Here is a 24,250-nt window from a genome sequence, read left to right on the forward strand (position 1 = left end):
TCCTCAAATCAGTCCGGCATCGCGGGCCAGGCGGCTCAGGTTGCTGTACCCCAGACGGGCGTAGGTCAGCGGATGAGCAATCGCCGGATCCTGCTCGGCCTCCACCACCAGCCAGCCGTGATAGTCCTGCGCCTTCAGCAGCCGCATAATCGGCGGGTAATCGACGCTGCCATCGCCCGGCACGGTAAACACGCCGCTCAGCACCGCATCGAGGAAGCTGGTTTTGCGATTTTTCACGTCCGCCAGCACGTCGGCACGCACGTCTTTGCAGTGGACGTGGTTGATGCGCGACGCCCAGCGCTGCGCCACCGCCAGCGGATCGGCCCCGGCAAAGGTCAGATGGCCGGTATCCAACAGCAATCCAACCTCCTCCCCGGTATGGATCATCAGGTTATCCACGTCGTCGGCGGACTCAATCACCGTGCCCATATGGTGATGGTAGGCAATCTGCACGCCCTGCTGCTGCGTATAGCGGGCAAATTCGGTGAGCCTCTCGCCGTACTCCTTCCAGCGCGCCTGCGGGAAGCGCGGGCGCAGATGCACCGGGGTCTGCTGCTCGCCGTGAATGCAGCCGCTCACTTCCGCAAAGACCAGCACCTTCGCCCCCAGCTCGCGCAGCAGCGTCAGGTGCGACTGCACGGCGGCGATCTCCTCCTCCACGCTGCGCTCCAGCAGGCGGCCGGAGTACCAGCCGGAGACCAGCTGCAGGTCGTGACGCTGCAAAATCGGGCCGAGCAGGCGTGCTTCGCGCGGGAATTTGTTACCCAGTTCGAAACCGGCGAAACCGGCCTCTTTTCCTTCGCTCAGACAGGTCTCCAGCGACGTCTCCGCGCCGAGTGAAGGCAGATCGTCGTTCGTCCACGTCAGCGGGTTAATGCCTAATTGCACACTCATTGTCGTCTCCATTATGCGTGTCCGCGCTCGCGCCACCAGGCGATAAGCTGCAGGTAGTTGTCCCGGATGCGTGCCACCAGCTGCGCATCGTCAATATCGTGTTTCAGCCACGCGCGGGAGGCATCGCCAAACAGCGTGCGCCCTACGGCGAAGCCTTTCACCAGCGTCTGCCCCGCTGCGGCTTTAAAGTCGGCGCGCAACTGTTCCGCCGGAGCGTCCAGGCCGAGGATCACCACCCCGCGGCAGTGCGGGTCCCGGCGTTCGACAATCTCGCTCAGCGCCGTCCAGCCGTCGGCGGAGAGCGGCGGCAGCTTCCACCAGTCCGGGTAAATGCCGAGGTTGTAGAAGCGGGAGATGGCGCGCAGGTAGAGCTCGTCGCTGCGCGGCATGCTGGCGGGCAGGATCACCTCCAGCAGCAGCTCGTGCCCGGACTGGCAGCAGGCGTGGTACACCTCGGCAATTTTCTGCTCCTGCTCCAGGCGCAGACCGTGGGCATCTTCCGGGTGGAAGAAGACCAGGCACTTCACCACGTGCTCCTGCGGCCAGCTGATAAGCTGGGTGCCGATGTTGCCATGCTCCATCTCCAGCGGCCGCGAGCCCGGCAGCTCGATGGGGCGACCAATCCACCACCCTTCCCCGGTGATCGTGTTCAGCGCGTCCTGACCGAAGGTGCCGTCGCACAGCAGACCGGCTTTGCCTTCCAGCCCGGCGCGGCTCGCCGCCTCGCGGCTGGCCTGCAGGATCAGCTGCTTCAGCGCCGGAATGCGCTTAAGCGACGCGCCGCACTGCATCGCCATATCCTCAAGCTGGCTGCGGTGGTCGAAGGCCATCACGCACAGCTCCGGCCACTCGCGGCGGCGGGTGGTGACGCGGTGGAGATGGTTAAGATGCGGGTCAAGATCCGGGCGCGGCACATTCGCGGCACGAGAGAGATAATCATCCAGCTCGATTTTGCTCGGCATCGCCGGGGCGCAGCCGTGGCGCGACACCACCAGCGCGCCGCAGGCGTTGGCGTAGCGGCACGCCTGCTCCCAGCCCTCATCGTTCAGGTAGCCGCGCAGCAGGCCAGACATAAACGCGTCCCCCGCGCCGAGGACGTTCAGCACCTCCACGCGCACGCCGGTCACCGTCAGGCCATCGTCCAGCCGGGGCGGAATGGCGTCGGTATAGACCGAACAGCCGAGCGCACCGCGTTTGCAAACCAGCGCTGCGTCACTGACGGCGCGCACCTGCCCCAGCGCCTGCAGGGTATCCGTGCTGCCACCCGCAATGTGGAACTCCTCTTCGGTGCCGACAATGACGTCGAAGAGGTGCAGCACCTCCTGCAGCTCGCGGGTGACCTTATCGGCGGCGATAAAGCGCGTTTCGCCGTCGCCTAAGGCGGTCAGCCCCCACAGCACCGGACGATAATCGATGTCCAGCACCGTGCGCACGCCGTGGCGGCGGGCATAGCCCAGCGCCGTCAGCACCGCCTCGCGGGTCTGCGGATGAGAAAGATGCGTCCCGGTGATGGCAAGACAACGTGCGGAGGCAATGTAACTTTCGTCGACATCGCTGGCGGTAATCGCCATATCCGCGCAGTTATCGCGATAAAAAATCAGAGGAAAGGTGTCCCGGTCTTTAATGCCGAGTAGCACCAGCGCCGTGAGGCGTTGTTTATCGGTAATCAGATGACTGGTATCGCAGCCCACCTGGTTGAGCTCTTCCCGCAGGAAGCGGCCCATATGTTCATCGCCGACGCGCGCCAGCATCGACGAACGTAAACCCTGACGCGCGGTGCCGTACGCCACGTTGCCGGACGAGCCGCCGAGATATTTGGCGAAGCTCGATGCATCCTCCAGTCGGGCGCCAATTTGCTGACTGTAGAGGTCTACCGCCACGCGGCCCATGCATATCACATCAAACTGCTTTTCCACGTTGATACCTCATCAGACAATGTCGTTCACGTTCAGCCAGCGGCCTTCCCGGTGCGAGAGTGCAATCGCGTCCAGCACGCGCGACACCTTCCAGCCCTCTTCGAAGTCCGGCCACATCGGCGCGTCGGCGGCAATCCCGTCCACCAGGTCGCGCACCTCCACCGTTTTTTGATCGTTAAAGCCAATCCCGTGGCCGGCGCCCATGCAGAACACGGCGTAGTCCGGGTGCGCCGGACCGACGAGCAGCGTGCGGAACCCCTGACGGTTCACCGGATCGTCATGCAGATAGAGCTTCAGCTCGGCCATGCGCTCCTGGGTGAAGCTGATGGCGCCTTTCGTTCCGGTAATGACGTACGACAGCCCCATCTTGCGGCCGCAGGCGACGCGGGAGGTTTCAATAACGCCCTGCGCCCCGCCCGCAAAACGCACTATCGCGTGGGCCTGATCCTCGTTTTCGACGGCAATCATCTCCGACGATCCGGCCTTGGCCGGGCGTTCCGGGACCACGATCTTCAGGTCGCCGCAGACCTGCTCAATCTCCCCCACCAGGTACTGGGCCATATTGACGATATGCGCCGCGAGGTCGCCCAGCGCCCCCAGCCCGGCGGTCTCTTTAAAGCAGTGCCAGTGAATGGGCGATAGCGGGTCGGCCATGTAGTCTTCGTTGTGGGTGCCGTAGAAGTGGATCACCTCGCCAATCTCGCCGCGGGCGATAATCTCCTTCGCCAGCTGCGCCGTCGGGTTCTTCATGTAGTTGAACCCCACCAGGGTTTTCACCCCGGCCCGCTTCGCGGCGTCGACCATCTCGCGCGCGTCGTGGGCATTCAGCGCCAGCGGCTTCTCCGAGTACACGTGCTTGCCGTGGCGAATAGCCTCCAGCGCCATCTCTTTATGCAGGTGGTTAGGTGAACAAATATCCACCACGTCAATGGCCGGGTCGGCCACCAGCGCCCGCCAGTCTCCGGTTGAGCGGTTAAAGCCAAACGCCTGCGCACGCTCTGCCGCCAGCGTCGGGTTTACCTCGGCTACCATCTCGCGCACCAGCTTGCCGCGCAGGTTGAACACCGTCGGGGCCTGGGCATAGGCGATAGCGTGCGCCTTGCCGATATACCCGGTACCAATCAATCCAATACGAACCTCTTTCATCGTGATCCTCACAGTGCGCCGCGACGGCTTTTGGCATAGGTATCGAATGCCACCGCCAGAACGATAATTAATCCGGTGATAATTTGCTGGTAGTAGGCCGAGACGTTCATCAGCACCAGGCCGTTAATCAGAATGCCCATGATGATGGAGCCGATAATGGTGCCGCCGATGCGCCCGTAGCCGCCCATCAGCGAGGTGCCGCCAATCACCACCGAGGCGATGACGCGCAGCTCAAAGGAGATCCCGGCGACCGCCTCGGCGCTCCCCAGACGCGCGCTCAGAATGAAGCCCGCCAGCCCCGCCAGACAGCCAATCAACACGTAGACGCTGACCAGCACGCGCTTGACGTTGACCCCCGCCAGGCGCGCCGCTTCAGGGTTGCCGCCGATGGCGTAGACGAAGCGGCCCCAGCGGGTTTTATGCAGCGCCAGATAGCCGCCGACGGCGACGATGGCGAAGATCCAGATCGGAATAGAGATGCCGAGCAGCTCCCCGCGTCCCCACCAACGGTAGCCAGGGTCGAAACCGGCAATCGGCGCACCGTCGTTAATCACCAGCGTCAGGCCGCGCCAGATGGTCATCCCACCGAGGGTGACGATAAACGGCGGCAGACGCAGGCGGGTGACGCCCAGACCGTGCAGGAAGCCAATCGCCGTGCCCATGGCCAGACAAATCCCCAGCCCAATCAGCCAACTCATGCCGCCCCAGGCGTTCGGGTCGACGGTGGTAAAGTTGTCGCCTTTGATCACGTACGCCGCGGTCATGGCGCACACCGCCAGAATGGAGCCCACGGAGAGGTCGATCCCGGCGGTCAGAATGACAAAGGTCATCCCCACGGCCATGATCCCGTAGATAGACACTTCGGTCAGGATGTTGAAAATATTGCGTTCAGAGAAAAAGTTGCTGTTCTGCGACTGGAAGAAGATCAGCAGCAGGATCATGAAAATCAGCACCCCGAAGCGCTCGAAGAAGGCGATGGGATCGATGCGTCCGGCGCGTTTGACCGGGGCCTGCGTTTTAGAAATCATCTGCGTCATGAGAAACTCCGTTATGCCGCGTTCAGGGCGTTGTGGTTGATGGCCATCATCGTCATCAGCCGTTCTTCGTTAGCGTCGTCACCGTGGATCACGCCGGTCACCCGGCCTTCGCTGAGGGTGATGATCCGGTCAGACACCGCCATCACTTCAGGCAGATCGGAGGAGATCACGATCACCGCCACGCCCTTTTTCGCCATGTCAAACAGCACCTGGTGCACTTCCGATTTGGTCCCCACGTCGATGCCGCGCGTCGGCTCATCGACGATCAGCACCCGTGGATTGAGCGCCATGCAGCGCGCGAGGATCACTTTTTGCTGGTTGCCGCCGGAGAGCTTGCGCACCTCCTGCGCGCTGTTGACCATTTTGATCTGCAGCGCCTGGCGGTAGGACTCAATCAGATCGTCCTCTTTGCGGGTGTTCACAAACCAGCGCCACTGCAGCAGCGAGGAGAGACAGGAGAGCGACAGGTTGTCGCGAATCGACAGCCCCAGCACCGCCCCCTCTTTTTTACGATCTTCCGGCACCAGCGCCACACCGTGGTCGAGGGCATACAGCGGGTCGCGCGGCTGGTACGGCACGCCGTCCAGCTCAAAGCTCCCCGAGGTAAACGCATCAGCGCCAAACAGGCAGCGGGCCACTTCGGTACGTCCCGCGCCCACCAGCCCGGCAATGCCCAGCACCTCCCCGGCGTGGACGTGGAAGCTGATGTCGTGCAGGGCGATGCCGTGCGGATCCAGCGGCGGCTTTTCGCGGCTCAGTCCCTTCACCGCCAGACGGACGGGTTTGTCTTCATGATGGGTTTCGCTGGCGGGACGACGGTTAAAGGCCACGTCGCGTCCGACCATCAGGCGGATCAGCTGTTCTACGTTGGTCTCCGCCACCGCGCCGGTGCCGGTGAAACGGCCGTCCTGGAAAACGGTGAAGCGATCGCAGAGCTGGAAAACTTCATGCAGACGGTGGGTAACGTAAATAATGCTCACGCCGCGGTTTTTAAGCTCCCGCACCACGCGGTGCAGGCTTTCCACCTCGCTGTCGCTCAGCGCGGCGGACGGTTCGTCCATAATGATTAACCGGGCGTTGAGGGTCAGCGCCCGGGCGATCTCCACCATCTGCTGCTGGGCGACGCTCAGGCGGGCGACAGGCGTGGTCGGCGCGACGTTCAGCTGCAGGTAATCGAGAATGACCTGCGCCTCCTGGTTGACCGCCTTTTCGTCGACGATCAGGTTACGCTTGCGCGGCTCGCGCCCGAGAAACATGTTTTCCGCAACGGTCATGTTGGGCAGCAGGTTGAATTCCTGATAGATGGTAATAATGCCCTTGTTCTGGCGCTCCACCGGGGAGTCGTCCACCGGCAGCGTTTCGCCGTTGAACCAGATATCCCCGCGCGTTTGCGGCTGCGCGCCCGCGAGCGCCTTCAGCAGCGTGGATTTCCCCGCCCCGTTTTCCCCCAGCAGGGCGTGAATTTCTCCGCTGCCGACGGTCAGCTGCGCGCTGCTCAGCGCCCAGACGCCGGAAAAGCTTTTTGCCAGGTCGGTCACTTTCAGTAAGGGTTGCGACATCAGTCTGCTCCTCCTCATGATGAGCCGCCAAAGGCGGCTCGGGACATATTAGTTACCGGCCTCACCGATACGCTCAGCCTGCTGCAGGTTCTCTTTGGTGATCAGCGTCGGCGGGTAATCGGCCCCGGTGATGGCTTTCTTCTCACGCACGTTGGCCACCAGCTGGCTCATCGCGGTCTGCACCGCAAAGCCCGGGCGCTGATCCGCCGTTACCGCCAGCCAGCCGTCGCGCACGCGGGCCAGCGCTTCCGGTACCGCATCAAAGCCGGTGACCAGAATTTCGCCCGGCTTCACGCCCTGGCTCTGCAGTGCTTCAATCGCGCCCAGCGCCATATCGTCGTTGGCGGAGAGGATCACCTGCGGGCGTTTCGGCAGCGAAGGCAGCACGCTTTCAACAATGCGCATTCCTTCAGAACGCATCCAGTTCCCGGTCTGATCGGCGACGATCTTGTACTTATCCCCGCCCGCCTTCAGGCTGTCGCGGATCCCTTTGGTGCGTTCAATATTGGAGGAAGAGCCCGGCTGGCCGGTGAGGAGAATGATGTCCGCGCCGTTGGGGAATTTGGTTTTGACGAAGTCGCCAATCGCCTGGCCACCCTTGTAGTTGTTGGCACCGAAGTGCGGCACTTTCTTCTGGCTGTCGACGGAGCGGTCAAGGGTGACGATCGGCAGCTTCGCATCCTGAATTTCATCCACCGCGCTGGAGACCGCGTTCACGTCGTTTGGGGAGACGATAAAGCCCTGCGCCCCGCGGGTAATGGCGTTTTCCAGGTCAGCCACCTGCTTCGGTGAGCTGCCCTGCCCGTCCAGCACCTGAAGCTTCACGCCCATCTCTTTTGCGGCTTTCACCGCCGTGCGCTGCATGTGAACTTCAAACGGCATGGCCAGGTTTGGCGTACTGAAAACAATTTGCTCGTTTTCGGCGAGGGCGGCCCCGGACGTCATGGCGATGAGGGCGGCTACGATCAGTTTTTTCATTATTATGTCTCTCTGTGTAGGGTTGTTGTGTTTAGAGGACGATCTCGCGCTGGCTACGCAGTGACTCCAGCGCTTTATCCGCAAGGTACAGCGCACGTTCACCATCATCGCCGCTGCAGTCAGGCACCGCTTCGCCGCGCAGGACCGCAACAAAGTGTTCCCATTCCGCGGCGTAAGCGGATTTGTAGCGCTGCAGGAAGAAGTGTTCCGGCAGCGCGCTGGTGCAGCCCTGTTTGCCGTAGTGCTGCACCTGGTTTTCAAGAATGTTGCCCGCGCACAGCAGCCCTTCGGAGCCGTGCAGCTCCAGGCGCTGGTCGTAGCCGTAAGATGAACGGCGGCTGTTAACGATGGTCGCCATCGCGCCGGAGGCGTATTTCAGAACGATAAACGCGGTATCGATATCCCCCGCCTCGCCAATCGCCGGATCCACCAGATTACTGCCCTGGGCATACACCGACACCGGCTCTTCACCCATGATGAAGCGCGCCATGTCAAAGTCATGAATGGTCATATCGCGGAACATGCCGCCGGAAACGCTCACGTACTCAGCAGGCGGCGGAGACGGGTCGCGGGAGATGATCAGCAGCGATTCCGGTTTGCCGATGCGCCCAGCCTGGGCATCGGTTTTCACGCGGCGGAACTGCGGGTCAAAGCGGCGGTTAAAGCCGATGAACAGCGGCACGTCGTACTCTTTGACCACTTTCAGGCAGTCGCGCACGCGGGCAAGGTCGAGGTGTACCGGCTTTTCGCAGAAGATGGCTTTGCCGTGGCGGGCGGCCATTTCAATCAGATCCGCGTGGGTATCGGTCGCAGAGGCGATTAGCACGGCATGAACGTTAGGGTCGGTCATCGCCTCATCCAGGCTCTGCTGGCGGGCCTGATACTGCGCGGCGAGACGGGTGGCAAATTCCTGATTCGGGTCAACCACGGACCAGAGCGTGGTCGCACCGTGGCTGGCGATGTTAGCTGCATGTACCTGGCCAATTCGGCCAGCGCCCAGTAAAGCAATGTTAAACATAACGGCTCCCGGTGTTGGTGAATGCTGTGAACTAACGACCCTATAAATAAAACATTTATTTCATTTTTATAAATAGTGAAAATTATGTTTTTGAGTGCGGGTTAACACTTTTGAGATGAATGAGATAAATTTTGTTATCAATCTCACAACATGGGAGGGAGGACATCTTCCCCTCACCCCGGACCTCTCCCTCAGGGGGAGGGAGGAAAAACCGCACTGAACTATCCCCTCTCCCAGTGGGAGAGGGTTAGGGTGAGGGGAAAAAGAAAAATGAAATGAAAATTTCGTTACGGCAGGAAAACTTAATACTGCCGGGCTTTTTTCACCTGCGCCTGCGTTTGCTCAGCGGCCTCACGCACGGCAGACGACTCTGCCACCTGCGCATCACCGGTTCGCCACCAGGAGGCGTAATCGTGGGTCATAGTCTTCGGTAGCACCTTGATGTCCAGCAGCGTCGGGCCCGGATGCGCGCGTGACGCCTCCAGCGCCGCCAGCAGGCTTTGCTCATCGTTCACTCGCCATGCGCGACAGCCGTAACTTTCCGCGTTTTGCGCAAAGTCGACCTTCACCAGCGGCCCGTCAAGCCGCCCGGTTTCCGGGTTGCGCCGACGATTTTCCGTGCCAAAGCTGCCCATGCCGTGCCCCATCTGCAGGTTGTTAATGCAGCCGAAGCTGGCGTTATCAAACAGCAGAACGGTGACCTTAATCCCCTCCTGAACGGCGGTTTGCAGTTCGGAGTGCAACATCATGTAGGAGCCGTCCCCCACCATGGCGTACACCGGCTGCTCTGGCCTGGCGAGCTTCGCGCCGATGGCCGCCGCAATCTCGTAGCCCATGCAGGAGTAGCCGTATTCCAGGTGATAGCTGTCCGGCGTTTTGACCTGCCAGAGGCGCTGTAAATCGCCCGGCAGCGAACCGGCCGCGCCCACCACGATGGCTTTATCTTCAATATTCTGGTTGATCAGCCCCAGTACCCGCGTCTGGGTCAGGCGGGTGTTGAGCGCCTCGCCGTACTCCACCAGCTGCGCATCCAGGTGCCCCGCCACTTCCGGCGCGTCGTCAGGACGCCACTGGCGATCCCACAGGCGACGGCACTCGTCGCGCCAGGCGGACTTCGCCTCGGCGATCGCCTCTCCCCAGCCGCTGCGATACTCCTTGAGCAAGTGGGTTAATGCCTGGATCCCGATTTGGGCATCGGCAATCAGCGCGGTCGCGTCCAGCTTCAGGGCGTCAAACTCGGCCACGTTCAGCAGCAGAAATTCGACGTCCGGGTGGGAAAAGAGCGCCTTCGAACCTGTGGTAAAGTCGGTCAGGCGCGTGCCGATGCCAATCACTAAATCCGCCTGTGGCGCGAGCTGGTTGGCGGCCATTCCCCCCGTCACCCCTACGCCGCCCAGGTTAAGTGGGTGGTCACTTACCAGCGCCCCCTTTCCGGCCTGGGTTTCGGCAAACGGCAGCCGCAGCGTCTCGACAAATTCGCGAAACGCCTCATGCGCGCCGGAATAGCGCACGCCGCCGCCGCACACCACCAGCGGACGACGCTTGCGGGCGATTAGCGCCCGCGCCTGCGCCAGACGCTGCGGGTCAGGCGGACGGCGTTCGATGTGGTGCACGCGACGCGCGAAGAAGCTCAGCGGATAGTCCCAGGCCTCACCCTGCACGTCCTGCGGCAGGCAGATGGTCACCGCTCCGGTATTGGCGGGGTCAGTAAGCGTTCGCATCGCGCTTAGCATGGCGCTCATCAGCTGCTCCGGCCGATTGATACGGTCCCAGTAGCGGGAGACCGGGCGGAAGCAGTCGTTGGTGCTGATGCTGAGGTCGTGATACTGCTCGATCTGCTGCAGTACCGGGTCCGGCTGGCGGCTGGCGTAGATATCGCCCGGCAACAGCAGCAGCGGGATGCGGTTCGCCGTGGCGGTGGCCGCGGCGGTCACCATATTGGCGGCCCCCGGCCCGACGGAGGAAGTGACGGCAAAAATACGCTGACGCCGGTGCTGTTTGGCGAATCCCGTCGCCATATGGGCGATGCCCTGCTCGTTGCAGCCCTGCATCACCTGCAGATGGCCCGGGTCCTGCTCCAGCGCCTGGCCGATACCAAGCACGTTGCCGTGTCCAAAGATGGTGGCGACGCCCTCCACGAAGGGCGTTTCGTTGCCATCCACGCTGACGTACTGTTGATTCAGGAACCGGACCAGCGCCTGGGCCATGGTCATACGTTCGGTTTGCATAAAACCTCCTGTCAGCCCAGCGTCGGCATGGAGAACGCGGCGCCTGTCTCCTGCTGCATTTCCGGCCAGCGCGCGGTGATGGTTTTCATTCGGGTGTAGAAGCGCACGCCGTCGTTGCCGTGGACGTTGAGCGCGCCAAAGATAGAACGCTTCCAGCCGCCGAAGCTGTGGAATGCCATCGGCACCGGGATCGGCACGTTGACCCCCACCATACCCGCCTGCACTTCTTCACAGAAGCGGCGCGCGCAGCCGCCGTCGCGGGTGAAGATCGCCGAGCCATTACCATATTCATGGCGGTTAATCAGATCCACCGCGCTGGCGTAATCTGCTACGCGCACCACAGAAAGCACCGGGCCGAAAATTTCTTCTTTATAGATGGTCATCTCCGGGGTGACGTTATCGAACAGCGTCGGCCCGACGAAGTAGCCCTGCTCGTGGCCCTTCACGCTGAAGCCGCGACCGTCCACGCGAAGTTTCGCTCCCTGCGCTTCCCCGCTGTCGATGTAGCCCAGCACCTTGCTGCGGTGCACTGAGGAGATGAGTGGCCCCATTTCGTTTTCCGGCGACTGGTCCAGACCCGGCCCGACGCGCAGCGCGGCAATCTGTTTTTCCAGCCGGGCGCAGAGGTCATCGGCGGTGTTATCGCCCACCGCCAGCACCACCGAAAGCGCCATGCAGCGTTCCCCCGCCGCGCCGTAGGCCGCGCCCATGATGGCGTTGGTCGCCATCTCCATATCGGCGTCCGGCATGAGAATGCAGTGGTTTTTCGCGCCGCCCAGCGCCTGACAGCGCTTACCGTGGGCGGACGCGGTCTGGTAAATGTATTCCGCAATCGGCGTTGAGCCGACAAAGCTCACCGCCTGCACGCGCGGGTCGGTCAGGAGCACGTCAACGGACTCCTTATCGCCCTGCACCACGTTGAACACGCCGTCCGGCAGTCCAGCCTCTTTCAGCAGCTGCGCCAGCGCGAGCGCCAGAGAAGGATCTTTTTCCGACGGTTTCAGCACGAAGGTGTTGCCGGTAGCCAGCGCAATCGGGAACATCCACATCGGCACCATCGCCGGGAAGTTAAACGGCGTGATCCCGACGCAGACCCCAAGCGGCTGCATCAGCGAGTGGCTGTCGACGCCGGTACCGACGTTCGCCGAGTGTTCGCCCTTTTGCAGATGCGGGATGCCGCAGGCAAATTCCACCACCTCCAGGCCGCGGGTCAGTTCGCCCACCGCGTCGGAGAAGACTTTGCCGTGCTCTTCGCTGATGATGCGGGCCAGGCGCTCCATGTTCTCTTCCAGCAGTGCCTTGAAGCGGAACATCACGCGCGCGCGCTTAAGCGGAGCATGGCGCGCCCACGCAGGAAACGCCTGCTGCGCGGCGGCAATGGTCTGTTCGGTTTCCTGCGCCGTACTCATCACCACCTGGCGGATCTGCTCGCCGGTGGCCGGGTTGAAGATCGCCTGAACGCGCTGGCCTGAACCGGTGACACATTCGCCGTGAATAAAATTCGCTACCGTCTCCATCCTTAACCTCTCGCTGTTGATACGTGACTGTGACTGAACACTGTGTACAGAACACTATATATGAAACAAATATTCCATTTTAAGTTGAAATAAAATAAATGGTGATTATTGTGATCAAGGATGGATTTTTATGTTAACAGGCAACAACACTGACGCAGCGTGCGCTATTAAGGAATTTCGGGCGAGGAAATGACTGAAGTTTCTGTTTCATTTTTGCTGCCAGATGGATGGCCGACATTTAAAAGACGCGGTTTTGCGTTTAGAATCATAAGACTGTATTTGGGGGATAAGATGACGACAGCAACCAGCCTGAACGAACTGCAGCAGCAAATCCGCGATCGCTACGATAGCCTGAGCAAGAGGCTGCAGCAGGTCTCCCGCTACGTGCTGGATAACACCAACAGCGTGGCCTTTGATACGGTTGCCGTCATTGCCGAGCGCGCCGACGTGCCGCCCTCGACGCTGATCCGCTTTGCCAACGCCTTTGACTTCACCGGCTTCAACGAAATGAAACAGCTTTTTCGCATGAACCTGGTAGAAGAGACCGCCAGCTACAGCGACCGCGCCCGGCTGTTCCGCGAGATGGAGAGCGAGGCCGTACCGGAAACGCCGCTCGATATCCTGCAGGAGTTCGCCCGCTCGAACGCGCAGGCGCTACAGCAGCTGGCCGCCCGCGCCGAACCGGAGATGCTGGAGCGCGCGGTACAGCTGCTGGCCGACGCCGACACCATCTACATCGCCGGACTGCGCCGCTCCTTTAGCGTCGCAGCCTACCTCACCTATGCCCTGAGCCACCTCGAGTGCCGCCCTATCCTGCTCGACGGCATGGGCGGCATGCTGCGCGAGCAGATCAGCCGCATTAAGGCGCGGGACATTGTGGTGTCGATCAGCTTCTCGCCATACGCGGAAGAGACGGTGATGGTCAGCGAAACCGCCGCCAGCGTCGGCGCACGGCAGATTGTGATTACAGACAGTCAGATAAGCCCGCTGGCGACGTTTAGCGATCTTTGCTTTGTGGTGAAAGAGGCGCAGGTGGATGCGTTCCGGTCTCAGTCGGCAACGCTGTGCCTGGTGCAGTCGCTGGTGGTGGCGCTGGCGTATAGGTTGGGTGAAGGGAAATAAGGAAATAAAAAACCCCCTGCACAGGCAGAGGGTTTGGGTATTAATTCAGAGGGAGATTATTCCCACTCAATCGTAGCCGGTGGCTTACCGCTGATGTCATACACCACGCGGGAAATACCGTTCACTTCGTTGATGATGCGGTTAGACACGCGGCCCAGGAAGTCATACGGCAGGTGCGCCCAGTGCGCGGTCATGAAGTCGATGGTTTCCACCGCACGCAGGGAAACAACCCAGTCGTATTTACGGCCATCGCCCATCACGCCTACAGAGCGAACCGGCAGGAACACGGTGAACGCCTGGCTCACTTTATTGTACAGGTCAGCTTTGTGCAGCTCTTCGATGAAGATAGCGTCCGCGCGACGCAGCAGGTCGCAGTACTCTTTCTTCACTTCGCCCAGCACGCGCACGCCCAGACCCGGACCCGGGAACGGGTGACGGTAGAGCATGTCGTACGGCAGACCCAGTTCCAGACCGATCTTACGCACTTCGTCTTTGAACAGCTCGCGCAGCGGTTCAACCAGACCCATCTTCATCTCTTTCGGCAGGCCGCCCACGTTGTGGTGAGATTTGATGACGTGTGCTTTACCAGTTGCGGAGGCCGCAGACTCGATCACGTCAGGGTAGATGGTGCCCTGCGCCAGCCACTTCACATCTTCCAGCTTCAGCGCTTCTTCGTCGAACACTTCTACGAACACGCGGCCGATGATTTTACGCTTGGCCTCTGGATCGTTCTCGCCTTTCAGCGCGTCCAGGAAGCGTTTTTCGCCTTCCACGTGAACGATATTCAGACCAAAGTGGTCGCCGAACATGTCCATAACCTGCTGGGCTTCGTTCAGACGCAGCAGACCGTTGTCCACGAAAACGCAGGTCAGGTTTTTACCGATGGCGCGGTGCAGCAGCATTGCAGTTACGGAGGAGTCCACGCCGCCGGAAAGGCCGAGGATCACTTTGTCATCGCCAACCTGCTGGCGGATACGCTCAACGGCGTCGTCGATGATTTTTGCCGGGGTCCACAAGGCTTCACACTGGCAGATGTCACGCACGAAGCGCTCCAGCATGCGCATACCCTGACGGGTGTGGGTCACTTCCGGGTGGAACTGCACGCCGTAGAAGCGTTTTTCTTCGTTCGCCATGATCGCGAACGGGCAGCTTTCGGTGCTGGCAACGGTCACGAAGTCAGACGGAATGGCGGTAACTTTGTCACCGTGGCTCATCCACACGTCCAGCAGCGGTTTGCCGTCTGCGGTCAGGGAGTCTTCGATACCGCGCACCAGCGCGCTGTCGGTGACAACTTCTACCTGTGCGTAGCCAAACTCGCGCTCGTTAGAGCCTTCTACGTGGCCGCCCAGCTGCATTGCCATGGTCTGCATACCGTAGCAGACGCCGAATACCGGCACGCCAGCTTCGAACACGTACTGCGGCGCGCGCGGGCTGTTCTCTTCGGTAGTGCTTTCCGGGCCGCCGGACAGGATGATGCCGCTTGGATTGAATTCGCGAATCTGTGCTTCCGTGACATCCCATGCCCACAGCTCACAGTAAACGCCCAGTTCACGTACGCGACGCGCCACCAGCTGAGTGTACTGAGAACCGAAGTCCAGGATGAGAATGCGATGTTTATGAATGTTTTCCGTCATTGACGCTAATTCCGAGGCAAGTGAAACAAAAACAGAGCGCCCGGCAGAAGCCGGGCGCGGAAACTTATCAGGAGCCCAGACGGTAGTTCGGGGACTCTTTGGTGATCGTCACGTCGTGAACGTGGCTCTCCTGGATACCCGCACCGCTGATGCGTACGAATTCCGCTTTGGTACGCAGCAGGTCAATGGTACCACAGCCTGTCAGCCCCATACAGGAGCGCAGGCCGCCCATCTGCTGGTGAATGATCTCTTTCAGACGGCCTTTATAGGCAACGCGACCTTCGATACCTTCCGGCACCAGTTTGTCAGCGGCGTTATCGGTCTGGAAGTAACGGTCAGAAGAACCTTTGGACATCGCGCCCAGGGAGCCCATGCCGCGGTAAGATTTGTAAGAACGACCCTGGAAGAGTTCGATTTCGCCCGGGGATTCTTCGGTACCGGCCAGCATGGAGCCGACCATCACGGCAGCGGCGCCCGCGGCGATCGCTTTAGCGATGTCGCCAGAGAAGCGGATACCGCCGTCAGCGATAACCGGAATACCGGTGCCTTCCAGCGCTTCAACCGCGTCAGACACGGCGGTGATCTGCGGAACACCCACGCCGGTCACGATACGCGTAGTACAGATGGAACCAGGGCCGATACCCACTTTCACCGCGCTGCAGCCAGCGTCAGCCAGCGCGCGAGCGCCTGCGCCAGTTGCCACGTTACCGCCGATGATCTGCAGGTCAGGGTATTTGGCACGGGTATCACGAATACGTTGCAGCACGCCTTCAGAGTGGCCATGAGAGGAGTCAATCAGCAGAACGTCAACGCCCGCAGCAACCAGCGCGTCAACGCGCTCTTCGTTACCGGCACCTGCGCCAACCGCAGCGCCGACGCGCAGACGGCCATGCTCGTCTTTACAGGCGTTAGGCTTACGTTCTGCTTTCTGGAAATCTTTAACGGTGATCATGCCGCGCAGGTGGAAGCTGCTGTCGACAACCAGCGCTTTTTCAACGCGTTTTTCGTGCATTTTTGCCAGCACCACGTCGCGAGTTTCACCTTCGCGAACGGTAACCAGACGCTCTTTCGGCGTCATGTACACGCTAACAGGCTGGTTCAGGTCAGTCACGAAACGCACGTCACGACCGGTGATGATACCGACCAGCTCGTTCTCTTCGGTCACAACCGGGTAACCGGCGAAGCCGTTACGTTCGGTCAGGGCCTTCACTTCGTGCAGGGTGGTGGTTGGCAGAACGGTCTGTGGGTCAGACACGATGCCGGATTCATGTTTCTTCACGCGGCGAACTTCTTCCGCCTGACGTTCGATTGACATGTTTTTGTGAATAAAGCCAATGCCACCTTCCTGTGCCAGGGCGATAGCCAGGCGCGCTTCAGTCACGGTGTCCATTGCCGCAGAGAGCATAGGAATGTTCAGGCGAATGGTTTTCGTCAACTGCGTGCTGAGATCGGCAGTATTCGGCAGAACGGTGGAATGAGCGGGAACGAGGAGGACGTCGTCAAACGTCAGTGCTTCTTTAGCGATACGTAGCATGGGCAATATCTCTGACCTGGGTGGTTAAATATTGCCGTGGCATTATACAGAGCGTAACCGATTGCATCTACACTTTTTTGAAAAAAATGCTTGCGATCGCCCCTCAGCAGGTTACTATCGACTGAATAACTTGCTGATTTAGAATTTGATCCCGCTCACATGTTATCCTCTCAATCCCCCTCAATTTATACTGTCAGCCGCCTTAATCAGACGGTGCGTTTGCTGCTTGAGCAGGAAATGGGGCAGGTCTGGATCAGCGGTGAGATCTCTAACTTCACGCAGCCCTCCTCCGGACACTGGTACTTTACCTTAAAAGACGACACCGCCCAGGTGCGCTGCGCGATGTTCCGCAACAGCAACCGCCGCGTGACGTTCCGCCCTCAGCACGGCCAGCAGGTTCTGGTTCGCGCCAATATCACACTGTATGAACCGCGCGGTGATTATCAGATTATCGTCGAGAGCATGCAGCCTGCGGGCGAAGGTCTGCTGCAGCAGAAGTACGAACAGCTTAAAGCCAAACTCTCTGAGGAAGGTTTGTTCGACCAGCAGTTCAAAAAACCGCTGCCCTCACCTGCCCACTGTGTTGGGGTCATTACTTCGAAAACCGGTGCAGCGCTGCACGATATTTTGCACGTGCTGAAGCGTCGCGACCCTTCCCTGCCCGTCATCATCTACCCGACCGCCGTTCAGGGTGACGATGCGCCAGGCCAGATAGTGCGCGCCATTGAGCTGGCGAACGCGCGCCGGGAGTGCGACGTGTTAATTGTCGGGCGAGGCGGCGGTTCGCTGGAAGATCTGTGGAGCTTTAACGACGAGCGCGTGGTGCGGGCAATCTTTGCAAGCCTTATCCCCGTAGTGAGCGCCGTCGGCCACGAAACGGACGTCACGATTGCGGATTTTGTCGCGGATTTGCGCGCGCCTACGCCGTCCGCGGCGGCGGAAGTGGTCAGCCGCAACCAGCTGGAACTTTTGCGTCAGATTCAGAACGGCCAGCAGCGCCTTGAGATGGCAATGGACTACTTCCTTGCCAACCGTACTCGCCGCTTTACGCAGCTTCATCATCGTCTTCAGCAGCAGCACCCGCAGCTGCGTCTGGCGCGTCAGCAGACCGTGCTGGAGCGTCTGCGCCAGCGCATGAACTTCGCGCTGGATAGCCAGCTTAAGCGCGCGGTATCGCGCCAGCAGCGCGTGACGCAGCGCCTGAACCAGCAGAACCCGCAGCCGAAAATTTATCGCGCGCAAACGCGGATCCAGCAGCTGGAGTATCGTCTTGCGGAGACTGTTCGGGCGCGCCTGAGCACCACCCGCGAACGTTTTGGCAATGCGGTGACCCATCTTGAAGCCGTCAGCCCGCTCTCCACGCTGGCGCGCGGCTATAGCGTGACGACGGCGACGGACGGCAAAGTGCTGAAGCAAACCAAACAGGTGAATACCGGTGATGTGCTGACGACGCGTCTTTCCGACGGCTGGGTAGAAAGCGAAGTGAAATCAATTAATCCGGTGAAAAAGACGCGTCAGCGTAAAACCGGATAATTCTTCGCCGGTTACTTACTATACTGCTGCTATTCCCTTTTTTAATAAGGAGAGCAGCATGCCCCATCTTCACAGCGTAATTCCCCCCTATATCCTTCGTCGTATTATCGAAAGCGGTTCCGAGCCGCAGCAGCGCTATGCCCGCCAGACCTTAACCCACGTCCAGACGCTGATGGCCCACATGCCGGGAAAACCCGCCGCGCCGCACGTGAATAAAGCTGGACAGCTGGAGCGCGATATTTACGACGCGAAGCAGACCCAGGAGCTGCCGGGTACGCAGGTGCGTTACGAAGGCCAGCCTTCAAACGGCGATGTGGCGGTGGACGAAGCCTACGATTATTTGGGTATTACTCATGATTTCTTCTGGAAAGAATATCAGCGTGATTCGCTCGATAATAAAGGGCTTATTTTGACCGGCACCGTACATTACGGCCGGGAATATCAGAACGCCTTCTGGAACGGTCAGCAGATGGTATTCGGCGACGGGGACGGGGAAATATTTAACCGCTTTACCATCGCCATCGACGTGGTGGCGCACGAGCTGAGCCACGGTGTGACCGAGACCGAAGCCGGGCTTATCTATTTTGAACAGTCGGGCGCGCTGAACGAGTCTCTGTCGGACGTGTTTGGCTCGCTGGTCAAACAGTACCATCTGAAGCAAACCGCTGATAACGCTGACTGGCTGATTGGCGAAGGGCTGCTGGCGAAAGGGATCAACGGCAAAGGGCTGCGCTCAATGTCTGAACCCGGCACCGCCTATGACGATCCTCTGCTCGGGAAAGACCCGCAGCCTGCGCACATGAAAGATTTCATTAAAACGCGCGAGGATAACGGCGGCGTGCACCTGAACTCCGGCATCCCCAACCGGGCATTTTATCTGGCTTCGACGGCGATCGGCGGCTACGCCTGGGAAAAAGCGGGATATGCCTGGTACGACACGGTTTGCGATCGCAATCTGGCGCAGGATGCGGATTTTGAGGCCTTCGCAAAACTGACGATCGCGCACGGAGAAAAACGCTCCGGCGGCGACGTTGGGGCGGCCATTAAACAAGCCTGGGAACAGGTGGGAGTGTTGTAAATGCAGGTTCCGGAACTGACGGATGACGCCGTGGTTGAGCTGGCCCGGGAAGGCGGCGTCGCTTTTATTCCCAAGCTGAGCGGGCAGCGCACCATCGCGCTCTCCTCGCTCAATGAGGCCCAGCGCCAGCGCCTGGTGAGCATCCTTGAACAGGCCTTTCCGCGCGGCCAGCCGCCAGGGCAAGCCTCTTCACCCGGCAGCGGCGACCAGCGCTATTTCCGCATCCAGATTATCTGGACCGGGCAAAATCAGGCGCACTACGCCGATATCATCGTGCTGGTGCCCGAGCAGGAAGCGCCCGAGTCGCTGGTCGAGCTGTGGCAGAAAGGCGAAGGCTGCGTGTGCGATTAACCTTCGGCCCGAACAAACTCCACGCGTTTTTTAGAGATCAGACCGTGGCCGTTCTGGCAGAAATAGTCCACCGCGCCGCAGGCTTTTAATACCTGGAGTGGCTGATGACACTCCGGGCAGCGGGCTTCAAGCGCAATATCCTTATTACAGCTTTCGCAGTGCGCCACCCCATTCTGAGGCTCAAGCGGTGCCTGGCAATCCGGGCAGGTAATCGTCATGGTGACTCCTTCAAAGCGTTGAGGTCTGCGATAATTTTACCACGTCGCGGTCAGTGCGGGCCACGCAGCTGCTGCTGTAACGCCAGCAGCAGCGTCACTTCCTCGATCCTGCGGCGCGTCGTGCGGCTCACCTCGTGCGGATCCCGTTCAAACAGGCTGTTGGCGCCCAGAATATGCTCTGCAAGACAGTGCTCGTAGATCGTGCCGGGAATGTTCCAGCGTTGACGCGTGTCGCCATTTATCAGCTTAAGCACATCTTCTGCGCCGTGCCGGTCGTAACTGATGGTCCGCCCGTCGCGCAACCAGAGCCGTAAGCCTTTTTGCCCGCCCGCGGGTCCAGCGTATTTGTTAAGCCAGATATCCACCGGCACGCCGCTGATTTTCCCCTGAAGATGCGCTTCGCCTTCCGCCGTGGTCAGGTCGCCTTTCGCGATATCGCGCCCCAGGCGGTCTTTAGCCGTGACCACCTGCAACGTCATCTCATCATTCCCGCCCAGATAGCGCACCGTTTCGCGCAGCATCGCCAGCACGTGCGTACCGATATCCAGAATCACGCCATCAGGGTGGCGAAGCGTACGCGCGTCCGGCTCGCCAGTGGCAAAGTTAAGCGCGATGGGCTCCCCTGCAGCGTTATATCCGCTCGGCTCCTGCAAAAAACCGTCGATTTTGATGATGTCAGAGACATTGCCAACCAGCGACCGCTTCACCGTTTCGATGCGCGCCATCCAGTGATCGAGCGCCAGCACGCGGGAGGCGGCGTCGGGGCTCGCCAGCAGCGCGTTGAGTTTTTCTGTTTGGGGAAGCGTGGCGACAATCGGTTTTTCAACCACGATGCGGGAAACCGATGAGGCGAGAGCGTGTTCAAGCACCTCAAGATGGTGCAGCGACGACGTGGTAATAAACAGGGTATCAAGCGGCTGGGAGAGAAGTTCAGACAGCGTGAAGCAGCGCGTTACACCCTCCGGCTGTTTTACGGGCTGGATATCAAAGCCTAAACAGTGAGGGGGAATATCAAAAAGTTTTCGTATCGCGGGCAGGTAAGCTGTTTCAACGACTGCGCCAAGACCAACAAACCCTAACAGCATGCTCTTACCTCGTTGAGTGAATTGCCGGGGCATAACGCCGCCCCGGCAAGATCGAAGTTTAAGAGGCGTTAGCTGCCGGTTTAGTCTGCGCATTTTCCAGCATGCGGCGCACCGGAACAATGAGGACGATCAGTACCGCGGCACAAATCAGCAGCGCGACGGAGCAGCGCGCAAAGAGATCCGGCAGCATATCCAACTGGTCGGCCTTCACGTGGCCGCCAATCAGGCCTGCAGCCAGGTTACCCAGCGCACTGGCGCAGAACCACAGCCCCATCATCTGGCCGCGCATTCTTTCCGGCGCAAGCAGCGTCATGGTCGCCAGACCAATCGGGCTCAGGCACAGCTCGCCAAGGGTGAGCATCAGAATGCTGCCCACCAGCCAGAACGGCGACACGCCCGCCCCACCGTTGCTCAGCACGTTCTGTGCCGCCAGCATCATCAGGCCAAAGCCTGCCGCCGCGCACAGAATACCAATAACAAACTTGGTGATGCTGCTCGGGCGAATGTTCATGCTCGCGAGCTTTGGCCATGCCCAGCTGAACACCGGGGCTAGCAGGATAATAAACAGGGCGTTGATCGACTGGAACCACACCGCCGGAATTTCAAAATCACCGATCATGCGGTTAGTGTAGTCGTTGGCAAACAAGTTGAACGACGTTGGCTTTTGCTCAAACGCAGACCAGAAGAACGCGGCGGAGACCAGCAGGATAAAGCAGACCAGCAGCCTGGCGCGCTCTTTGCGATTCAGACCCGCGAAAAGGAACAGGTAGATAAAGTACAACGCAACGGACGCTGCAATCACGTAGACCAGCACGCTGGCAACAGCCACCGGGTTAATCACAATCACGCCCTGAGCAATCAGCGTCACGATAACTGCCACGCCGACGGCCAGCGCCAGCAGCCATGCGCCCACGCCGTTGCGCTTCACCACCGGGCTGTTCCAAGTGGAGTCGAGACCGACTTCGCTGTCATAGCGTTTCATTGCCGGAACGGCAAACACGCGGAAGATAATCAGCGCCACCAGCATCCCGATACCGCCAATACCAAAGCCCCAGTGCCAGCCGTGAGTTTTAATCAGCCAGCCGGAAATCAGCGGTGCGATAAACGAGCCCATGTTGATGCCCATATAGAACAGCGAGAAACCGCCGTCACGACGCGCATCGCCTTTTTTATACAGGGTGCCGACCATCACCGAAATACAGGTCTTGAACAGGCCAGAACCGAGCACAATGAACATCAGGCCGATAAAGAACAGGTTGTCGCCCATGATTGCAGAGAGCGCAATCGACAGGTGACCGAGCGCAATCAGGATCGAACCGTACCAGACGGCTCTCTGCTGACCGAGCCAGTTATCGGCCAGCCAGCCGCCCGGCAGCGCGGCCAGGTACATGGTACCGGCAAAGATACCGACAATCGCCGAGGCGTTTTCACGTGCCAGCCCCATGCCGCCGTCATAAACGGTTGCAGCCATAAACAGGATCAGTAGCGGGCGAATGCCGTAAAACGAGAAACGTTCCCACATCTCGGTGAAGAACAGTGAACCGAGTGGATACGGATGGCCGAAGAACGTTCGGCTCTCTTTTGGATTAACAGAGGATTGCATAATTCTCCCGAAAGGTATGTGTCGTGCTTGTAAACACCAGCATGTACGCCGGTCAGTTACGTATCCGACCGATTTTTTACATGTGGCGAAAAATTAGTTAACCATTTGATAACCAGTCGCTAGTTTTGTCTAGTACCGGACCCAGGACTTTAAGACGAAAATTCGATGATTGTCTACTTTTCTGGATTTAAAGATGGTTGGGAATGAATAGTGATTGACTTCACACAGAGAAAACCGTCGGTATGATTGAGCAAAAAAAAACCCGCGATATACGCGGGTTTTCAGGAGATCGGCAAAGATTATTTGCTTTTCTTAATGTGCTTAATCAAACGCTTACGCTTACGCATCTGGTTTGGCGTCAGGGTATTACGCTTGTTGGCGAACGGGTTTTCCCCTTCCTTGAACTGGATACGGATAGGCGTACCCATCACATCCAGCGATTTGCGGAAGTAGTTCATCAGATAGCGTTTGTAGGAATCTGGCAGGTCTTTCACCTGGTTGCCGTGGATCACCACGATTGGCGGGTTATAACCACCGGCGTGAGCATATTTCAGCTTCACGCGACGACCGCGCACCAGCGGCGGCTGATGGTCTTCTGCTGCCATATTCATGATGCGCGTCAGCATCGCGGTGCTCTGACGACGGGTTGAGCTGTCGTAGGCTTCACGCACGGACTCGAACAGATTACCCACGCCGCTACCGTGCAGCGCAGAAATAAAGTGCACGCGCGCAAAGTCGATAAAGCCCAAACGGAAGTCGAGGGTCTCTTTCACCTGCTCGCGCACTTCGTTGCTCAGGCCATCCCACTTGTTGACCACGATCACCAGTGAGCGCCCACTATTGAGGATAAAGCCGAGCAGAGAGAGATCCTGATCGGAGATACCTTCACGCGCGTCGATGACCAGCAGCACCACGTTGGCGTCTTCAATCGCCTGCAGCGTTTTGATAACGGAGAATTTTTCCACCACGTCGGTGATTTTCCCACGCTTACGCACGCCCGCGGTGTCAATGAGGACAAACTCACGTTCATCGCGCTGCATCGGGATGTAGATACTGTCACGTGTGGTGCCCGGCATGTCGTAAACGACGACGCGCTCTTCACCCAGAATACGGTTAGTAAGCGTAGACTTACCTACGTTTGGACGACCGACGATGGCCAGCTTGATCGGCAGGTCCTGCGGGTTGAAAGTGTCTTCAGGCTCTTCTTCGCCCTCTTCACTCTCTTCGAACTGCGCCCAATACTCAGCGTCTTCGTCCACTTCTTCCGGCGGGTTCACTTCGTCAACCCACGGCAGCAGCACGGTTTCCAGCAGGCTGGTGACGCCACGGCCATGCGATGCCGCAATCGGGTAGATTTCACCCAGGCCCAGAGACCAGAAATCCGCGACGGCCTGATCGGCATCGATACCGTCAGTTTTGTTCGCCACCAGGAAAGTCGGCTTTTCGCGTGAACGCAGGTGTTTGGCAATAGCGGAGTCTGCAGGCATCAGGCCAGCGCGAGCATCCACCATAAACAGCACCACGTCTGCTTCTTCAATCGCCAGCAGAGACTGTTCCGCCATGCGGGTTTCAACGCCGTCTTCTGTGCCGTCGATACCGCCGGTATCGATACAGATGAACTCGCGTCCTTCCACTTCTGCACGACCGTACTTACGGTCACGCGTCAGCCCCGGGAAATCCGCAACCAGCGCATCACGGGTGCGTGTTAAACGGTTAAAAAGAGTGGATTTTCCAACGTTAGGGCGCCCGACAAGCGCGACCACAGGTACCATGTTTGAAGCCTCATAAAATTCAAATAA

19 protein-coding genes are annotated in these 24,250 nt (G+C 59.5%); 4 read left to right on the forward strand and 15 right to left on the reverse strand.

The genetic code is table 11. The annotated features are described in order from the left end of the window. Positions 1 to 3: 3 nt before the first annotated feature. The 9 genes from iolE to ACOQH0_RS16580 all read right to left on the reverse strand — a co-directional run bounded on the left by iolE (position 4) and on the right by ACOQH0_RS16580 (position 12,293). Positions 4 to 894: a myo-inosose-2 dehydratase gene (iolE, locus tag ACOQH0_RS16540; protein ID WP_421510838.1), complete on the reverse strand. Its 891-nt coding sequence runs from the start codon at positions 892 to 894 to the stop codon at positions 4 to 6. A gap of 11 nt (positions 895 to 905) precedes the next feature. After that, a complete protein-coding gene (locus ACOQH0_RS16545) occupies positions 906 to 2,810 on the reverse strand; it encodes a bifunctional 5-dehydro-2-deoxygluconokinase/5-dehydro-2-deoxyphosphogluconate aldolase (protein ID WP_421510839.1) in 1,905 nt (634 codons plus the stop codon). A 12-nt stretch (positions 2,811 to 2,822) separates the two neighbouring features. Next, positions 2,823 to 3,956, reverse strand: a complete 1,134-nt coding sequence (locus tag ACOQH0_RS16550) for a Gfo/Idh/MocA family protein (protein ID WP_421510840.1) — start codon at positions 3,954 to 3,956, stop codon at positions 2,823 to 2,825. Positions 3,957 to 3,964: 8 nt separating this feature from the next. Beyond that, positions 3,965 to 4,993: an ABC transporter permease gene (locus tag ACOQH0_RS16555; RefSeq protein WP_028014045.1), complete on the reverse strand. Its 1,029-nt coding sequence runs from the start codon at positions 4,991 to 4,993 to the stop codon at positions 3,965 to 3,967. Positions 4,994 to 5,004: 11 nt separating this feature from the next. Beyond that, on the reverse strand, positions 5,005 to 6,552 hold the full coding sequence (locus ACOQH0_RS16560; RefSeq protein WP_010433898.1) for a sugar ABC transporter ATP-binding protein: 1,548 nt from the start codon (positions 6,550 to 6,552) through the stop codon (positions 5,005 to 5,007). A 48-nt stretch (positions 6,553 to 6,600) separates the two neighbouring features. Continuing rightward, positions 6,601 to 7,530 carry a sugar ABC transporter substrate-binding protein gene (locus ACOQH0_RS16565; protein WP_064673752.1) on the reverse strand — a complete coding sequence of 310 codons (930 nt, stop codon included), beginning with the start codon at positions 7,528 to 7,530 and terminating at the stop codon, positions 6,601 to 6,603. Positions 7,531 to 7,561: 31 nt separating this feature from the next. Beyond that, a complete protein-coding gene (gene iolG / locus ACOQH0_RS16570) occupies positions 7,562 to 8,548 on the reverse strand; it encodes an inositol 2-dehydrogenase (protein WP_421510841.1) in 987 nt (328 codons plus the stop codon). A 302-nt stretch (positions 8,549 to 8,850) separates the two neighbouring features. Beyond that, positions 8,851 to 10,776: a 3D-(3,5/4)-trihydroxycyclohexane-1,2-dione acylhydrolase (decyclizing) gene (iolD, locus tag ACOQH0_RS16575; protein WP_421510842.1), complete on the reverse strand. Its 1,926-nt coding sequence runs from the start codon at positions 10,774 to 10,776 to the stop codon at positions 8,851 to 8,853. Positions 10,777 to 10,787: 11 nt separating this feature from the next. Then, positions 10,788 to 12,293, reverse strand: coding sequence for a CoA-acylating methylmalonate-semialdehyde dehydrogenase (locus ACOQH0_RS16580; protein ID WP_421510843.1), 1,506 nt, complete (start codon positions 12,291 to 12,293; stop codon positions 10,788 to 10,790). A gap of 291 nt (positions 12,294 to 12,584) precedes the next feature. Here ACOQH0_RS16580 and ACOQH0_RS16585 point away from each other — a divergent pair, with 291 nt between their 5' ends. Beyond that, entirely contained in the window at positions 12,585 to 13,415 is an 831-nt protein-coding gene (locus tag ACOQH0_RS16585; protein ID WP_008502123.1) for a MurR/RpiR family transcriptional regulator, read from the forward strand. 56 nt (positions 13,416 to 13,471) lie between these two features. Here ACOQH0_RS16585 and guaA read toward each other — a convergent pair whose 3' ends face one another. Together guaA and guaB are read right to left on the reverse strand one after the other, a co-directional pair. Next, positions 13,472 to 15,049, reverse strand: coding sequence for a glutamine-hydrolyzing GMP synthase (gene guaA, locus ACOQH0_RS16590; protein WP_089597818.1), 1,578 nt, complete (start codon positions 15,047 to 15,049; stop codon positions 13,472 to 13,474). Positions 15,050 to 15,116: 67 nt separating this feature from the next. Beyond that, the gene (guaB, locus tag ACOQH0_RS16595) at positions 15,117 to 16,583 is read right to left on the reverse strand and encodes an IMP dehydrogenase (protein WP_010433923.1); all 1,467 of its coding nucleotides are present in this window, start codon (positions 16,581 to 16,583) and stop codon (positions 15,117 to 15,119) included. 159 nt (positions 16,584 to 16,742) lie between these two features. Here guaB and xseA point away from each other — a divergent pair, with 159 nt between their 5' ends. The 3 genes from xseA to ACOQH0_RS16610 are packed head-to-tail and all read left to right on the forward strand — an operon-like array spanning position 16,743 to position 19,545. Then, on the forward strand, positions 16,743 to 18,116 hold the full coding sequence (gene xseA, locus ACOQH0_RS16600; RefSeq protein WP_421510844.1) for an exodeoxyribonuclease VII large subunit: 1,374 nt from the start codon (positions 16,743 to 16,745) through the stop codon (positions 18,114 to 18,116). Between the two features lie 58 nt (positions 18,117 to 18,174). Continuing rightward, positions 18,175 to 19,194, forward strand: coding sequence for a M4 family metallopeptidase (locus tag ACOQH0_RS16605; RefSeq protein WP_421510845.1), 1,020 nt, complete (start codon positions 18,175 to 18,177; stop codon positions 19,192 to 19,194). Next, complete coding sequence (locus tag ACOQH0_RS16610) at positions 19,195 to 19,545, forward strand: protealysin inhibitor emfourin (protein WP_006811517.1); 351 nt, start codon at positions 19,195 to 19,197, stop codon at positions 19,543 to 19,545. Here the strand turns inward: ACOQH0_RS16610 and ACOQH0_RS16615 are convergent. The 4 genes from ACOQH0_RS16615 to der all read right to left on the reverse strand — a co-directional run bounded on the left by ACOQH0_RS16615 (position 19,542) and on the right by der (position 24,223). Further along, a complete protein-coding gene (locus ACOQH0_RS16615) occupies positions 19,542 to 19,763 on the reverse strand; it encodes a zinc ribbon domain-containing protein (RefSeq protein WP_025912814.1) in 222 nt (73 codons plus the stop codon). The genes ACOQH0_RS16610 and ACOQH0_RS16615 overlap by 4 nt on opposite strands. Positions 19,764 to 19,813: 50 nt before the next feature. Next, a complete protein-coding gene (locus ACOQH0_RS16620) occupies positions 19,814 to 20,848 on the reverse strand; it encodes an oxidoreductase (protein WP_421510846.1) in 1,035 nt (344 codons plus the stop codon). Positions 20,849 to 20,906: 58 nt separating this feature from the next. After that, a complete protein-coding gene (locus ACOQH0_RS16625; RefSeq protein WP_089597813.1) occupies positions 20,907 to 22,451 on the reverse strand; it encodes a peptide MFS transporter in 1,545 nt (514 codons plus the stop codon). A 299-nt stretch (positions 22,452 to 22,750) separates the two neighbouring features. Then, positions 22,751 to 24,223, reverse strand: a complete 1,473-nt coding sequence (gene der / locus ACOQH0_RS16630; protein WP_108416722.1) for a ribosome biogenesis GTPase Der — start codon at positions 24,221 to 24,223, stop codon at positions 22,751 to 22,753. Positions 24,224 to 24,250: the final 27 nt, after the last annotated feature.

Source organism: Enterobacter sp. JS8-1 (assembly GCF_049187015.1).
Taxonomy (GTDB): domain Bacteria; phylum Pseudomonadota; class Gammaproteobacteria; order Enterobacterales; family Enterobacteriaceae; genus Enterobacter; species Enterobacter mori.

Bases quoted from the DNA above. Each gene is read 5' to 3' on its own strand.
- ACOQH0_RS16580 (WP_421510843.1), bottom strand. From the start codon at position 12,293: ATGGAGACGGTAGCGAATTTTATTCACGGCGAATGTGTCACCGGTTCA.
- iolE (WP_421510838.1), bottom strand. From the start codon at position 894: ATGAGTGTGCAATTAGGCATTAACCCGCTGACGTGGACGAACGACGAT.
- ACOQH0_RS16565 (WP_064673752.1), bottom strand. From the start codon at position 7,530: ATGAAAAAACTGATCGTAGCCGCCCTCATCGCCATGACGTCCGGGGCC.
- ACOQH0_RS16585 (WP_008502123.1), top strand. From the start codon at position 12,585: ATGACGACAGCAACCAGCCTGAACGAACTGCAGCAGCAAATCCGCGAT.
- guaA (WP_089597818.1), bottom strand. From the start codon at position 15,049: ATGACGGAAAACATTCATAAACATCGCATTCTCATCCTGGACTTCGGT.
- ACOQH0_RS16605 (WP_421510845.1), top strand. From the start codon at position 18,175: ATGCCCCATCTTCACAGCGTAATTCCCCCCTATATCCTTCGTCGTATT.
- ACOQH0_RS16620 (WP_421510846.1), bottom strand. From the start codon at position 20,848: ATGCTGTTAGGGTTTGTTGGTCTTGGCGCAGTCGTTGAAACAGCTTAC.
- ACOQH0_RS16615 (WP_025912814.1), bottom strand. From the start codon at position 19,763: ATGACGATTACCTGCCCGGATTGCCAGGCACCGCTTGAGCCTCAGAAT.
- xseA (WP_421510844.1), top strand. From the start codon at position 16,743: ATGTTATCCTCTCAATCCCCCTCAATTTATACTGTCAGCCGCCTTAAT.
- ACOQH0_RS16560 (WP_010433898.1), bottom strand. From the start codon at position 6,552: ATGTCGCAACCCTTACTGAAAGTGACCGACCTGGCAAAAAGCTTTTCC.
- ACOQH0_RS16625 (WP_089597813.1), bottom strand. From the start codon at position 22,451: ATGCAATCCTCTGTTAATCCAAAAGAGAGCCGAACGTTCTTCGGCCAT.
- der (WP_108416722.1), bottom strand. From the start codon at position 24,223: ATGGTACCTGTGGTCGCGCTTGTCGGGCGCCCTAACGTTGGAAAATCC.
- ACOQH0_RS16610 (WP_006811517.1), top strand. From the start codon at position 19,195: ATGCAGGTTCCGGAACTGACGGATGACGCCGTGGTTGAGCTGGCCCGG.
- iolG (WP_421510841.1), bottom strand. From the start codon at position 8,548: ATGTTTAACATTGCTTTACTGGGCGCTGGCCGAATTGGCCAGGTACAT.
- iolD (WP_421510842.1), bottom strand. From the start codon at position 10,776: ATGCAAACCGAACGTATGACCATGGCCCAGGCGCTGGTCCGGTTCCTG.
- ACOQH0_RS16555 (WP_028014045.1), bottom strand. From the start codon at position 4,993: ATGACGCAGATGATTTCTAAAACGCAGGCCCCGGTCAAACGCGCCGGA.
- ACOQH0_RS16550 (WP_421510840.1), bottom strand. From the start codon at position 3,956: ATGAAAGAGGTTCGTATTGGATTGATTGGTACCGGGTATATCGGCAAG.
- guaB (WP_010433923.1), bottom strand. From the start codon at position 16,583: ATGCTACGTATCGCTAAAGAAGCACTGACGTTTGACGACGTCCTCCTC.